This window comes from bacterium, from assembly GCA_023150945.1.
Classification (GTDB): Bacteria; Zhuqueibacterota; Zhuqueibacteria; order Zhuqueibacterales; family Zhuqueibacteraceae; genus Coneutiohabitans.
The window spans coordinates 830,923-845,223 of sequence record JAKLJX010000001.1 but is presented as its reverse complement, the minus strand read 5'-3'; the positions used below and the strand labels follow the sequence as shown (position 1 = coordinate 845,223).

The following is a 14,301-nucleotide window of genomic DNA, read 5'->3' as shown; positions in this document are numbered from 1 at the left end:
TGAGACAATGAACAACAAGACTTTCATTTCCATGTTGGCGGCATTGGTGATGATCGCCGCTGCCTCACCGGCGCAGCCCTGCTCCTGTGTGCCGACACCGCCACCGGCACAGGCCTTTGAGCAAGCGGAGGCCGTGCTCACGGGTATGGTGATTGACATCCAGGAGGGACCGGCATCATATTCTCTCACCGTCAGGATCAGTGCCTCAGAAGTTTGGAAAGGCAAGAAAGATCTCACGACCGAAATCATTACCGCCTCCAACAGCGCCATGTGCGGCTTCTATTTTCAAAAGGGCAAGACATATCTGATCTATGCCTACGAAAACCCGGAGGGCCGGCTGGCAACCAACAATTGCACACGCACCAGGTTGATCGACCGCGCCGGCGAAGATTTGGCGTTCTTGACGACACAACCCGGTGTGACGCGCCGTGCGAGGGGCTGCGGCTGCGACAATATTCTTGCCAGCGACATTTACTTGTTCGCGGGTGTCTTCGTCTGTTTGTTCCGGCAAAGAGCGTCCCGCAAATTGCCGTGCTGCAAGCATCTTGTGAAGCACAATCACGAGGTGAAACACTAAAAAGCCTTTCCAGATGACGAAGATTATGGACGCTTTCGTGCAACACAACTTTTCTTGAGAAATCATCACGAAACCCAAGATCCTCAGCAGACCTATGCGACCTTTTGCAAATCGACTCGCGTATGCCGCCGCTTTGTTGTTATTGCTGGTGGTCACGGCTTGTGATCACACCGCCACCGGGCCGGTGGAGGCCCAGCTCAACCAGCCCTTTGCGCGCCGCGGTGCGCTGGTTTGGGTTGAAACCATGCCGTTACAATGCTTGAGCAATCCCTGGCAACAGGAATGGTTGCAAGGGCATGGCAATGATCCCTCACAATATCCGCATGAACGTGAACGCGATATCTTGCGCTTGTACTTTCTCAAGCGCGGGGTGGATTTTGCGGAGTATCGCGCCGAATCCGTGGCAGACGCCGTTTGCGCCGCATGCACATGTCCAGCCGGCTATGCGGCATTCCTGCAAATCAGCCAGCAAGACTTGCCGGTGTTCGAGCAGCACGGTTTCAGGCTTTCCGGCATGAATCTGCGATTACAGGCCGACAAGCCTGCCTTTGGCATTGATGAAGCCATCAACTTTCAACTGATCAACCCGAGCTCGTATTCCTTCACGGCAACCGGCGCCGATCGCATGGGCGGCGACTGGCTGCTCGCGGCGCAAGGCAGCGGTTTCATTGTACAGCAGAAGCAAAACGACTATTGGACGAGCGTACGCTTGCCCATTGCCTTGGAGGGTGTGCGGCAGTTCACGATTGCGCCCAGCGCCAGTTTTCATGGTTACTGGTTGAATTATGAAAAACTATCCGGTATCTTCCGCCTGCTGCTGCAAGTCCATCCCGCAGGCGACAGCACACAGATGGCGCACGTGATTTCGGAGAGCTTCACGGTGGGTGAGGATCTGATTCCCTTCGATCCGCAGCCGCGGGAATTGGATTTCGGCGACGGCTACTCTTTGCATGCAGATTCCACCGCGCTCGCCGGCGAGGTGTTGCGCACGGCAGTCTCTTACAGCGGCGGCTGCCGGGTGCATGATTTTACCGTTCACTTCAACCGCATTGCAAACGACACCGCGTTCGTCTTTCTCCGGCATGATGCCAACGCGGACGCTTGCGAAGCGTATCTCACCCGCACGCTGCGCGCCAATCTGCAGCCCCTGCTGGTGCGCGACGATTTTGCCAAGCTCATGCTTGTGACACCCACGGGCGGGTCGATTCCCTTATAGCGGCCTTTGCCGGCATGCCGCCTCGCCCTGTTGCCTGTTCTTCTGCAAGAATCCTTCCCGGCGCCGGTCTCCTCGCCCGGTCGAGGATTGGCCCTGCGCTCAAGAGGATTCTTGCAGAAGGACAACCAACGGCCTGCCCTTCATTCGAATCGAAGAAGCTGCCAGATGATCCTGCGAGCCGCAATCTCCACCCTTCTCCTTGCCACTGCGCTTTCTGCCCAACCGGCGCGGCCGGGCGCGGCCAGTGCCGCCGAGCGCGCCGCGAGCATTCATGCCCAATCGCTGGTGCTCGACGCGCATATCGATGTTCTCTATCACCTGACGAGAACGAAATCCCGCGCGGAGCTTTCCCAACGTCTCGCTTCGGGCCACTTTGATTTCATTCGCGCCCGCGCAGGCGGACTGGATGCCTCCTTCTTCGCGATTTTTGTGTCGAACCGTTTCAGTGCCCAACCGGACGGCGCTTTCCACGAGGCGCAACGCCTCATCGAAATGCTCACGCGCATCGTGGCCGCCAATCCGCAACTGGCGGCATTCGCCGACACCCCCGCCGAGGTGCGGCGCCTCGCCGATGCCGGCAAGCACGCCGTCATCATGAGCCTGGAAAACGGCACCCCGATCGGCCGTGACCTCGCCCGCTTGCAACACTTCTATCAACAGGGCATTCGCTACCTCACGCTCTGCCACAATCAGGATAATCAAATCTGCGATTCTTCCTATGACAGCCGCCGCACCCATCGCGGTCTGAGCGCGTTCGGAAAGCAGGTCGTGGCGGAGATGAACCGCCTCGGCATGATGATCGACGTTTCGCATATATCGGATCAGGCCTTTGGGCAGGTGTTGCAGCTCTCGCAATCGCCGGTGATTGCTTCGCATTCGAGCTTGAGAAGATTCCGCACGTTTCAACGCAACCTGTCGGACGAGATGCTGCTCGGCTTGAAGAAAAACGGCGGCGTAGTCTGCATCAACTTCGGTTCGATGTTCTTGAGTGACGATTATCGCCGGCGCCGGCAAACGCTGCAAGACGTCATCAAGCACATCGATTATGCTGTGAAACTGATCGGCATCGATCATGTCGGTTTGGGCAGCGACTTCGACGGCGTGGACGAGATGCCGGCCGGCCTGGAAGACGTGAGCTGTTATCCCCAACTGACAGCCGAGCTTTTGAAAAGAGGCTACACCGCGGAAGAAATCAACAAGATCAACGGCGGCAATCTGCTGCGTGTGTGGCAGGCAAATCTCGACCGCCGCCAGCCTTGAGTATCATCCGCCGTTCGCAGCCTGCCCGGGCTGCGGGTATAATCACGCCGTGCTGCAGCCGGCCGGGCGCCGGTGGCGCGGTCACGTGTGGTCGACCTGACACCTCGGCTGTTTTCCTGCTCACCTCCCGCTATTCCCGAAGCATACAATTCCGGCTGTCTCAATCCCATTTTGCAACGCGAGTCCTGAACATGAATCGATTCACCGGCACGGCGCTTCTCTTCACGCTGATGTTTACCGGCCTCTCGGCCCAGTCCTCCCGGTTGGGCCGTGCGCCTGCGCAGGCAGCAACGGCCGCGAGTCTCATCAAACAAAAGCTGAACCGCGGGCCGGCCCTCGCGACGGCCACCGCCGCGACCAGCGCCTCTGATTCCGGCATTGTGAAAGGCGCGGACTGGCTCAAGACGCAGCAGACTGCCAGCGGCGCGTTTCCCTGGGAAATCAACGGCCGCCTGCAACCCGACATTCAAGGCACAATTGCGCGCGGCGAGTTGGTGGCATACGACGTCACCCGCGTGACGAGTTATCTCAATACGGCCATCAAGACCGGTGACTATCTCCTCAACAGCTATCCGCGGACCTTCACGGATGGCGATCCTGATTTCGCCTCACATGATGCCATGTTTCTGGAGGAACTCTCGCGCTTGACCAATGATCAGAAATATGCGCAGTTCGTGCAGACGCACTTCTGGGACAAACTCAAAGCCGGCACCTATGGCGAGAGCAATGATCAAAACGCGGGCGAATGGGCGGCGAGTTATCAGGGTTTCGCGGACTATGCCCACTGGGTGGCCTTGCAGCCGTGGTTTCTGGCTTCCCCGGCCGTTGCGGCGCATTACACCGGCGAGCATGCCATCCGTGACAGTTTGATGGCAGGCATTGTCAAGAGGCTCGAGGCCACAACCAGCTCAGATGAGGATGGCGACATAACCGGACTCGCCGGCGCGATATGGGCCGCGGCGCACACTGGCGTCAGTCTCGATCCCAAAGCCGGGCGCTGGGCCAGCAGCAATTCGACGGCGGACTTGGTGACGCAATTGGTGAGCTTTCAGCGCAGCGAGGGCGACTGGCCTTATGATACCGGCTCGCGCGCCGCCTCACACGTGGGCGATGTCAGCACCACGACCTGGGCCGTGATGGCTTTGAAGGCTTGGGATGCGGTGACGTATGCTTCGAACATCGATAGCGGCCTGCGTTTCATCGAAAGCAATCAGCAACCGAATGGCCAAATTCTCACCAATCCCGGTTATGCGCCGGAAACCGAAACCGGCGTCGAAGTTCACGCTGAAGCACTGCAGGTGCTCGGCACGGATGGCGGCATGCTGCCGGTGCCGGAGACCGCGGTGGCGGTCAAGGTCTTTCTCGAAGGTCCGTATGATACGAACACGCACAGCATGACGACGGCGCTGCGCGGTTTGTTACCGTTGACTTCGCCCTATTCGCAAGATCCGGTCACGGTTGACAGCGTTGGCGGGGAAGTGGTGGATTGGGTGCTGGTGCAATTGCGCAATTCCGCAAGCGGCGCGGTAGTGGCCTCCAGGAGCGCGTTTCTGCACAAAGACGGCCGCATCGTTGCACAGGATGGCCGCACCAACAAGATCACCCTGCCGGCGGGCACGGGCAATTATTCGGTGGTCGTGCGGCATCGCAATCATCTCGCCATCATGAGTGCCGGCGCAGTCGCGACCCGCCGTGATTTGCCCAGTCGGTATGATTTCACCACGGCGCAAACCAAAGCCTACGGCACCAACCCGATGAAACAGGTCGAAGCGAATGTGTTTGCTATGCTGGCCGGTGACGGCAACGGCGACGGCAGCGTGAACAACACTGACCGCGACAGTGTCTGGCGGCCGCAGCATGGCGCAAGCTGGAGTTATGACAAACGCGGGGATTTCAATCTCGATGGCGGGATCGATGCGGTCGATCGCAATCGTTTCTGGCGGGCCAACAGCGGGAGCAGCACCAGGGTGCCGTGAGGTGAATGGAGGTCGGGCGAGAAGAACGATTTCTGCGCGCCAGCCTTTGCCCTCTCTGAGTCCTTCAGCCAACACTGACGCAAAAGCCGAGCAGCGGCCCATTCTCAGTTGGAAGTCACGGTACCCAGGACAGTTTCGCCTGGTCCGGAGACGAGGCTCAGTGAATGCCACCCGGCCTGAACCTCGCCAGGCGCATGGCGTTGCCGATCACCGCCAGCGAAGCGCCCATGTCGCCGCAAAAACCTGCAATCACCAGCGGTGTCCAACCTGGAAAAACGGCAAGGCTGAGCGCATGCTTAAGGCCTCATAACAAATCCCATCTGCTCAAAATGATGATCAAAACTAAAAACTTCGTTATGGGTCACTCAATCCATAATGACTCTGCTCGTACAATCTGTGAAAGACCAACTTTTGTCGCGATTAAAGCGCTCGAAAATCTCCCAAGCTTCGTATTCAATATCAGGCGTAATATGAAGGACAACGATGACATTCTGACGGATCAACCGATCAAGCGCGTGCTTGAAGCTTACCGTCCTTGCATAACCTGAATTCAGCAACATCAATGTGTAGGTTTCATCAAGAATGTAATTAGTCGTAATCAGGCGAGTTTTTGCCGCAACCAGCTCATACTTGAGCTTGAGCGCTGCTATGTGATGGGAATCACGCTTGTCCTCGAGCGCCACCCATGCCCCAGTATCGACGAAGATCATCTATCCTTCCCATAAATGTAGGAATCGTGATTTTGAGCCGGCTCGTCGAGCACGCCCTCGATGGCGTCTTCACCCAACTTCGCCAGTGCTTGCCATCCTTTTTTCTTAGCAACAGGCAAAATGATAATCGCGCCTTTTTGAATAGTGATTTCAACATTCGTTCCCAACTTGGCCTCGCTCAGAAGGGATTGCCCTAAAATAAGCTGTTTGGCAACTTTCTTTTTTTGAATTTTTCTCATATCGTACTCCGAAAGCTTGGATCGATTTTTATGACCGCCTGTTCAAAAGGAATGGCCTCGCCGCTGGAAGCTTTGGCCTCATCGTATGCGCGTAGCGTCTCCAACTCCTCCAGTTCCTCGAGCAGCTTATGGTAGATTTCGAGGTCCAAAAGCACGCTGAGGCGCCGCCCGCTTTCATCAACCACAAAACGTTCTTTTAGTGAAATCATTTGTGAACTCCAGGGTATTATCACCGACTAGACGTGTAGACGAAAATCGTGCAAAACTTGCCTGGTCTAATCATTTCAAAGTACATACGAATTTCTGACAGAGTCAAGCAACCTTTCGTCCGCTGCCATTCGGCCTGAACCTCGCTAGGCGCATGGCGTTGCCGATCACCGCCAGCGAGGCGCCCATGTCGCCGCACAGCACGGCGATCACCAGCGTCGTCCAGCCCGGAAACACTGCCAGGCCGAGCGCCAGCTTGAGCAAAAGCGAAGCCCACACGTTTTGTTTGATGATCGTGCGCGCCCGCCGGCTCAAGGCGACGAGATAAGGCAGCTTGCCCAGATCATCTCCCATCAGCGCGATGTCCGCGGTTTCCAGTGCGGCATCGCTGCCGGCCGCGCCCATGGCAATGCCCACTTCCGCCGTGGCCAGCGCCGGCGCATCGTTGATGCCATCTCCCACCATTGCCACCTTGCCAAATTGCGCCTGCAGCTTCTTGATCTCTCCGACTTTCGCCTCGGGCAGCAGCCCGGCGTGCACATCCGCAATGCCGGCCGCCTGTGCGATCGCCCTGGCGGTGACGGCATTGTCGCCTGACAGCATGACCGTCTTGAGGCCGAGGCGGTGAATGTCCGCCACGACCGTGCCGGCATTCTCGCGCAAGCGGTCGGCCACTGCAATGATGCCGGCAATCTCGTGATCAATACCGACCAACATGGTGGATTTGCCCTGCGCGTGCAGCGCCTGCAATTGCGCGGCCGGCAGCGCAAGATTTTCACCGGCGAACATCTCGGGCGCGCCGATGCGATACTGCGCGCCATTGACCCGGCCGCGCAAACCCCGGCCGGCCGCACTCTCAAACTCGGACACCAGTTGCAGCGGCATGCCGGCGGCCGCCTGCGTGATGGCCTGCGCGATGGGATGCTCGCTGCGCTGCTCCAGCGAGGCAGCGAGTTGCAGCAAATTCTTCGGCGCGATGCCGTTGAGCGGCAGCACGTCGGTCACCACCAGCTTGCCGCGGGTGAGCGTGCCGGTTTTGTCGAAGGCAATGGCCTGCACCTGCGCCATGTTTTCTAGATGAATGCCGCCCTTGATGAGCACGCCGTTGCGCGCCGCGCCGGTAATCGCCGAGATCACCGCCACCGGCGTCGAGATCACCAGCGCACACGGACAGGAAATCACCAGCAGCGTGAGCGCCTTTTCAAACCACAGTTTGAAATCGCCATTGAAAAAAAGCGGCGGCACGATGGCAATCACCACCGCCAGCAGCACCACCGTAGGCGTGTAGACGCGCGCGAAGCGGTCGATGAACTTGGCGCTCGGCGCCTTCTGGCTCTCCGCCTCCTCCACCATTTCGATGATGCGCGACAGGGTCGTATCTTTCGCCGGCTTGGTGATGCGAATCTCGAGATAGCCCTGCTCGTTGAGGCTGCCGGCGTACACTTCGTCGCCCGGCTGCTTGTCGAGCGGCACGGATTCGCCGGTGATCGGCGATTGATTGACACTGGAGGCGCCGGCCACGACGATGCCATCGAGCGCGATGCGTTCGCCCGGCCGTGCAATGAGGGTCTCGCCCACTTTGACTTCGTGCACGTCGACCGTCTGCTCGCGGCCCTCCCGCTTGATCACCGCCTGGGCCGGCGCAATTTGCGTGAGCATTTTGAGCGAGCGGCGCGCGCGTTCCACCGCGTAACCTTCCAGCAATTCTGCCAGCGAATACAAGAAGGCCAGGCTCGCGGCCTCGACATATTCTTCGATCAGAATCGCGCCGAAGATGGCGAGGGTCATGAGGAAATTGATATCCAGCGCCAGGGTGCGCACGGCGCGCAAACCTTTGGGCGCAAAAAACCAAGCGCCGGTGAGAAGCGCCAGCAGCAAGATCGGCGCGGACACATGAAACTTGAAGTCAAAAACATAAAAAAACGAATCGCGGGCAAGGAAATCGACCAACAGACCGATTCCCAGCAGCACGCCGGAAATGGCCACGGCCAGCACTTCGGGCGTTTGCCAAAACGGCAGCCGCGCCTCCTGCTCGGCGTGGCGATGCTCATGTTTGACCTGAAAGCCCGCGCTCTCGATGCGTTCCTTGATGCGCGCCAGGTCCTGCCGGCTTCTGTCGAAGCTGACTTTGACCTTGCCGCTCGCAAAATTGACGGCAACGGCATCGACGCCCGGCATTTGCGTAACCGCGGATTCAATCGTGCGGGCGCAGCCGGCGCAATGCACGCCGACCACGTTGATTTCTTCGTGGGTGAGAGTATTCGTCTTCTTGTCCATCGATTCACACCTTTGCGGCTTTGACTTTTTGCTGTCTGTCCCTGGCGTCAGCGCGCTCGGTTTCCGCTACATGCTCGGTTGCGACTTTGATCAGGCGCTCGATATGCTCGTCATCAAGCGAATAGTACGCCATCTTGCCCGCGCGGCGATATTTCACCAGCCGCACTTCGCGCAGGAAGCGCAGATGATGTGAAATCGCCGGCCGGGTGACGCCCAGCAGGCTGGCCAGATCGCAGACGCACAGCTCGGCGCGCTGCAGCGCGAGGATGATCTTGAGACGCATGGGATCGCTCAGGATCTTGAAAATCTCCGCGAGATTGGCGATGCGGCGGTGATGGGCAATCTTTCTGGCGGCTTTTTGGACATGGGCTTGGTCGACATATTCGATCTCACAAACCGCATGGCCGTCGTCGTGCAACATGCGCAGCTCCAACGATTAAGCAATTGTTGAATCGTAAAGTAAACGTTTAATCGAATTTTGCAAGAGGTTTTTTGCAGGCCACCCGGCGGCGCGGCCGCAGAGCCCGGCCCGCGACTGGACCCGCCTTGCGCCGGAACCTCTCCACCAAGAAGCCGGCATCATCTGCGGCACGCCTGCAGAAAAAAACGCCACCCCTCCGCAGAATGCGGTGGAGTGGCGTTGCATTCGCCGCGCGCACTGGCGGCTGGAAGCACGCGGGCAGCCCTACTTCAACAAAGTCATCCGCCGCGTCTCCGTGAAGACCGTCTCACCGCTGTTGCCTTGCACGATAATGCGGTAGAAATACAGTCCGGCAGCAACGACCTGGCCGGATTCGTTGCGGCCATTCCACGATACCTCATGCTGGCCGGCCGCCATCTCGCCATCGAGCAGCGTCCGCACCTGCTGGCCGGTTTCGGAATAGACTTGCAGCGTCACTGCGCCGGCTTGCGGCAGGGCAAAACTGATCAGCGTGGCCGGATTGAAGGGGTTGGGATAGTTCTGCGCCAACTCGTAACCCGCCACGGACAACTGCTCCTGACTCTCCTCTTCTTCCTCATCCTCGCCGGGTTCTTTCGGGAACACCGCGGTCGAGGTGTGGAACTGAAACTTGACATTGGCGTCGAGCGTGATGCCGTCGGCGATGACTGCGCCCTTGAATTTGGCCTCGCTGGAGAAATGTACCTCGGCGTGTTGCGCCACCAGCGTGCCGCGAATGAGCGCCTTCTTGCCGATATCGACCTTGGGATCCTGCAGCGTCACGAACGTCACTTGCTCGGTCGTGCCGCCCACGATCAACACCTGCACCTTGGTGTCAAAGTCCAGATCAGTGACGACGTAAATATTGATCGGACCGTTGGCAACATTGAGCGACAGCACGGCAGAGGGGTCGGTGTTCAGGAGGTCGATGAAATAGTCACCGGTGGAAAGGGACAAGGTGGCTTTGTCGTCAACCAGAATCGTGCCGTAGGAGCCTGGCGACAAAGTGCGGGAGGTGCCGGGTTTCACCGTCAGGCTCGGCCCACCTGCGCTGAAAGTAAAGGCCGGCAACGTGACCGCTGCCACCGTCGCATGCGCGTTCTTCGCGCCGGTCACGATCGCCGTCTTCAAGAGATAAAGCTCATCGCCGGCAGTGACATCGCCGATGATGGTGTTCTTCTCACGAATGGTGATGTCGTCAAGGGCAGTGAGATTGCCGGTGTGCGTGCCGGGCGCGCCCCGGCCGAATTCAATCCTCGCATTGCTGTGGATGTTGCCGTCCGACTGTTTGTTCTTGTTGATCTTCACATAATCATTCGAGAGAAAAACGTACGCCGCGACGGTGACGGTCACCTGGTCGCTGCTGCTGCAGCCGTTGGCATCGGTCACTGTCACCGTGTAGGTCGTTGTCGTCAGCGGCTTGGCTTGGGGATTGGCGGCCTCCGGTGGATCGAGCAGGCCGATCGCCGGCGACCAAAGATAGGTGAATGGCCCGTTGCCGCTGGCAGTGGGGCTGCCGCCCAGCGTCGTAGTCAGGCCGTAGATCAACTCGCGATCACTGCCGGCTTCGACCAGGGGCAGCGCGTGCACGGTGATCGTCACCTCGTCAGAAACCGGCGTGTTGACGCCGTCATCGACCGTGAAGCGCAGCACATACTCGCCGGCCGTGGTGGGCGTGAACACCGGATCTTCCAGCGCCGGATCGTTGAATTGCGCGTTGCTGGTGTTGGGGCCGGACTCCACCGACCACGCCAACGTGTAGGTGCCGTCGCCGCCGGCGGCCTCGCCGTTGAGCGTCAAGGACGAATCCGCACAGATCGCTTGATTCTCACCGGCATAAGCCGTCAAGTTGCTGGCCGTCACGGTCACGTGTTTACCGGCACTGTCGCTGCAAGTGGTGTTGCCGTCCGTCACTCGCACGCGCACGATCATCTCACCAATGGTACCGGCGGTCACGCTCACCGCACTCGAGGTGTTGCTGCCATTGATGGTGCCGCCGGTGACACTCCACAGGTAGTTCGGATTGGCGGCATCGGTGTCCGCCGAGTAGGTGTGCGTGGTGCCGGTGTTCACGGGGTCGGCGCCGTTGATGCTCACCGCCGGCGGTGCATTGACTTCGAGCGCGACTTCACCAAAAACCGGCAGACACACGCCATCCTCAACGGTGAAGTGCAGCACGTAGTCGCCCACAGCCGCAGGCGTGAACTGCGGATCCTCGGCCGTGGGATCATTGAATTGCGCAGGGCTGAGATCGGGGCCTGATTCCACGGTCCACGCAAAGGTGTAGGTCCCGCTGCCGCCCGCGGCGGTGCCGTTCAACAACGCGGCAACACCCAGACACGCCGCGGCATTCTCACCGGCAGCGACAGTAACGGTATTGGCGTCGACCTGAACATTTTGCGTTGCGCTGTTGCTGCAGGAGGTTGTGCCATCCGTGACGGTCACCTGTAAGATCATCGTCCCCGCGCTGCCGGCAGTCACACTCACTGGGTTATTGGTGGCGCTGCCGTTGATCGTGCCGCCGGTGATGCTCCATGAGTAGCTTGGACTGGCCGCATTCGTCGTGGCAGTGTAATTGTGCGTCGTGCCCGTGCACACCGCATCATCACCACTGACCTCGGCCGTCGGTACCGGCTTGACCGTCACGCCCTGGCTGGCGCTGTTGCTGCAGCCGTTGCCGTCGGTGAAAGCATACGTCAAAGAATGCGTGCCCTCTCCTGCTGCCGCGGGATCAAAGGTGCTGCCGGATATGCCCGGTCCGGAAAAAGTGCCGCCACCGGGCGAAACCAACGCCGACAAATCCACCGGCGGGTCGTTCAAACAAAGAGCGCCAACGGCATCAAACGTAACCGCCGGCAGCGGATTGACCGTCACGGTGACGTCATCGGTAACCGTGAGGCCGGATGAACTCTCGGTCACTGTCACCGTGTAGGCGGTTGTTGTCGCGGGCCAGGCCTGGGGATTGGCGGCGTGAATGTCGCTGAGCGAGCCATCATTCGGCGCCCACGTGATGACATACGGCCCGCCGAAAACACCGCCCGCGGCCGTGGGATTGCCGCCGATCGGCACCGTGTCGCCGGCACAGATGGTTGGTGGCGAACCGGCATTCGCAAACAAGAACTCGCGCGGCGCGCCCTGCACCCACACGGCATAGCTGCGCGGCGGAATTTGAAACTGCACGCTGCCGGAGTTGTCGACCACCATGTAGGGCGCGGTTGATTTCCCCAACATATCAGTCAACGTATCGCCGCTGGCGAGATTCATTGTCGAGGTATTGACGCCGTGGGTAACGTGCAACGTCAGGCCGGCATAGTTGATGGCGACCAGGACGTCGCGGCCCGCGGGCGTTCCGCTCAGTTGAAAGAACAAGGTCGTGCTGGCCAGGCCGGAGGTGAAACTCTGCGGGTATGGCGTACTGAGGCGGCTGAGATAGTCGCGCTGTGAGGCCCCGGAAATGTGGTCTTGGTGAATCCGGATGAGCTTGTCGATCTCGGTGCGCAAGCCGCGATTGTAATAGTCGTAGTAATAGACACTCGGCAAGCCGACCTGATTGTTGGTGAGAATGTAGGCATAGGCCAGGAGGGGATCGTTGTCAATCGGCTGACCGCTGCCGCGGAAATCGTGGTTGTCGGTGAAGGTCACGACATTGAAGCCGCTGGCGCCTTGCGCATCGACGATGCTGGCGTTGAACACATTGCGCGCGTCATAACCGAATTGATCGGAAGCGGCTTCCAGGGCATAGCGCAGCGAGAAGTCGAACACGCGCGGCGCAATGGCGCTCTTGGTGTCGCCGTCCATGTTGGCCAGCACGTTGTCGATCCACTGCTTCAGCACGAAAGAATTGCCGTCAAAGAACTCGCCCACCACCATTCCCGGGTCGATGCCGTAATCATGCAGGTTTTCCAGCAGATCGCCGGTGAACTTGGGCTCGAAATGCTTCACGGCATCCAGCCGGTAGCCGCGGATGCCGGCGCCGTGCCACAGCCAGCGCGTCCAGGCCTGCAGGGTGTCGATGGTGCTGGCGACATTCTTCTGGTCATAGTCATAGAAAAAAAACATCGCGTCGTAGTCGCCGGCCAATTGCGTGGGATTGCCGTTGGGCTTGAAGTTGGGATGATTCATGTCGCCGCGGCCGCTGGCCAGACTGCGAAAATCCGTCCAGGTTTGATACGCCAGCGCGCCTTCGATATTGCCGCCGCCACCGGAGTAGTACAGCTCGAGCACGGTGTGATCGGAATAATCGCCCAAACCGCCGACATTGCGGTTATTGAGATAAATAAAGACGGTATCCCCGGCAGCGTTGAAATCATTGCTGCTCAAGGTCAGGGCGAATTCATCGATCTTGCACCCCAAGCCATCAACATTGGCAAACAGGTCCACACCCAGGGAAATGGCGTTGTTCGGCTCACCGCACCCGCCGCCGCCGTTCGGCTCGAACTCAAACTGATTCGGCTGCCCCTGATACCCGACCTTGCGGGTTTCCATGTAGACTTTGTATGGCTTATTGAAAAAGTTCGGGTGCTGCGATTTCGATCCGAATTTGAAGTAATAGGTGCCGGCGCCGCGGCCGGTGCTGCCGCCGATGGGCAGGATTAAGCGAAAGCGGTCGGAGGGATAAGGCTGATCGCCGGCAGCGATTTTGGCGTAGCTCATGTTGCGGATCCATCCCGCCACCGAGGGATTGTTCTCCGGCAGGCCGCCGTCGCGATGGTTGTAGACGACATCAGCCACCGCTTTGAGGCCGACACTGTTGAACTCGGCGATCAACGCGTCGTAATCGGCGCGGCTGCCGAAACCCGTGGCGCCCAGGCCGTATTCCCCCAGATCAAACAGGTCTTTGGGATCATAGCCGTTGCTGTTGGCGCCGGAGGCGGCGCGCGACAGCGGCGGCAGCCAAACATAGGTGAAGCCGGACTCGTGCAGTTGCTGCGCGCGCAACCGCAGCGTGTCCGCCCACAAATAGCCATTGGCAGTTTTGGGATAATCCCAATACCAGCCCTGCAACATGAAATCTTGTGCCGAGCCGGAACGTGGCCAGCCGCAGGCCACCAGCAGCAGTAACGTGATCCAACGTGACGCGGCGCGCATGAGCATCCTCCTTCATTTGCCAGAAAATTCGGCCGCCGGCTGCAATGAAGTTGCGCGGGGCGGCCAACAAGAGAAGCCGCTCCAACCGTGGAATGGAAGCAGTCAATCCCTGACGGGAAAATGAGAATCGAAGAGGAGATTGGTGGCAGGTGTCACGTGCGAAAACATCGCGCCGGCTGGTCTCCTCGCAGCCGCACACGGTCGGGGTTTGCTGGGCAGAACTTGTAAGGAACTCTCCCGGTTCACAGCCTTTCCTTTGTGCCAACGGGTTCTGCGCTCGCCCTGGTCATCATATCAAAATGTCATATTGCA

10 protein-coding genes are annotated in these 14,301 nt (G+C 59.2%); 4 read left to right on the top strand and 6 right to left on the bottom strand.

The annotated features are described in order from the left end of the window. Positions 1-7: 7 nt before the first annotated feature. The 4 genes from L6R21_03115 to L6R21_03100 all read left to right on the top strand — a co-directional run bounded on the left by L6R21_03115 (position 8) and on the right by L6R21_03100 (position 5,029). Positions 8-577: a hypothetical protein gene (locus L6R21_03115; protein ID MCK6558165.1), complete on the top strand. Its 570-nt coding sequence runs from the start codon at positions 8-10 to the stop codon at positions 575-577. A gap of 94 nt (positions 578-671) precedes the next feature. Next, positions 672-1,793, top strand: a complete 1,122-nt coding sequence (locus L6R21_03110; protein ID MCK6558164.1) for a hypothetical protein — start codon at positions 672-674, stop codon at positions 1,791-1,793. Between the two features lie 165 nt (positions 1,794-1,958). Continuing rightward, a complete protein-coding gene (locus L6R21_03105) occupies positions 1,959-3,053 on the top strand; it encodes a dipeptidase (GenBank protein ID MCK6558163.1) in 1,095 nt (364 codons plus the stop codon). Between the two features lie 191 nt (positions 3,054-3,244). Then, complete coding sequence (locus L6R21_03100; protein MCK6558162.1) at positions 3,245-5,029, top strand: hypothetical protein; 1,785 nt, start codon at positions 3,245-3,247, stop codon at positions 5,027-5,029. A gap of 365 nt (positions 5,030-5,394) precedes the next feature. On the opposite strand, the gene L6R21_03095 is transcribed toward L6R21_03100, so the two are convergent. The 6 genes from L6R21_03095 to L6R21_03070 form a co-directional block, all read right to left on the bottom strand. Next, the gene (locus tag L6R21_03095; GenBank protein MCK6558161.1) at positions 5,395-5,739 is read right to left on the bottom strand and encodes a PIN domain-containing protein; all 345 of its coding nucleotides are present in this window, start codon (positions 5,737-5,739) and stop codon (positions 5,395-5,397) included. After that, positions 5,736-5,978 carry a hypothetical protein gene (locus L6R21_03090; GenBank protein ID MCK6558160.1) on the bottom strand — a complete coding sequence of 81 codons (243 nt, stop codon included), beginning with the start codon at positions 5,976-5,978 and terminating at the stop codon, positions 5,736-5,738. Before L6R21_03090 ends, L6R21_03095 begins: the two co-directional genes overlap by 4 nt. Further along, positions 5,975-6,187 carry a hypothetical protein gene (locus L6R21_03085; GenBank protein MCK6558159.1) on the bottom strand — a complete coding sequence of 71 codons (213 nt, stop codon included), beginning with the start codon at positions 6,185-6,187 and terminating at the stop codon, positions 5,975-5,977. The genes L6R21_03090 and L6R21_03085 overlap by 4 nt, the downstream gene beginning before the upstream one ends. Before the next feature lie 103 nt (positions 6,188-6,290). Next, positions 6,291-8,462, bottom strand: coding sequence for a cadmium-translocating P-type ATPase (gene cadA, locus L6R21_03080; protein MCK6558158.1), 2,172 nt, complete (start codon positions 8,460-8,462; stop codon positions 6,291-6,293). A gap of 4 nt (positions 8,463-8,466) precedes the next feature. Then, complete coding sequence (locus L6R21_03075; GenBank protein ID MCK6558157.1) at positions 8,467-8,883, bottom strand: metalloregulator ArsR/SmtB family transcription factor; 417 nt, start codon at positions 8,881-8,883, stop codon at positions 8,467-8,469. Positions 8,884-9,147: 264 nt separating this feature from the next. Beyond that, positions 9,148-13,989, bottom strand: coding sequence for a DUF1939 domain-containing protein (locus L6R21_03070; GenBank protein ID MCK6558156.1), 4,842 nt, complete (start codon positions 13,987-13,989; stop codon positions 9,148-9,150). Positions 13,990-14,301 lie beyond the last annotated feature (312 nt).

Excerpts from the sequence above, each read along its gene's own strand:
- L6R21_03115 (MCK6558165.1), top strand. The coding sequence starts at position 8 with ATGAACAACAAGACTTTCATTTCCATGTTGGCGGCATTGGTGATGATC.
- L6R21_03110 (MCK6558164.1), top strand. The coding sequence starts at position 672 with ATGCGACCTTTTGCAAATCGACTCGCGTATGCCGCCGCTTTGTTGTTA.
- L6R21_03105 (MCK6558163.1), top strand. The coding sequence starts at position 1,959 with ATGATCCTGCGAGCCGCAATCTCCACCCTTCTCCTTGCCACTGCGCTT.
- L6R21_03100 (MCK6558162.1), top strand. The coding sequence starts at position 3,245 with ATGAATCGATTCACCGGCACGGCGCTTCTCTTCACGCTGATGTTTACC.
- L6R21_03095 (MCK6558161.1), bottom strand. The coding sequence starts at position 5,739 with ATGATCTTCGTCGATACTGGGGCATGGGTGGCGCTCGAGGACAAGCGT.
- L6R21_03090 (MCK6558160.1), bottom strand. The coding sequence starts at position 5,978 with ATGAGAAAAATTCAAAAAAAGAAAGTTGCCAAACAGCTTATTTTAGGG.
- L6R21_03085 (MCK6558159.1), bottom strand. The coding sequence starts at position 6,187 with ATGATTTCACTAAAAGAACGTTTTGTGGTTGATGAAAGCGGGCGGCGC.
- cadA (MCK6558158.1), bottom strand. The coding sequence starts at position 8,462 with ATGGACAAGAAGACGAATACTCTCACCCACGAAGAAATCAACGTGGTC.
- L6R21_03075 (MCK6558157.1), bottom strand. The coding sequence starts at position 8,883 with ATGTTGCACGACGACGGCCATGCGGTTTGTGAGATCGAATATGTCGAC.
- L6R21_03070 (MCK6558156.1), bottom strand. The coding sequence starts at position 13,989 with ATGCGCGCCGCGTCACGTTGGATCACGTTACTGCTGCTGGTGGCCTGC.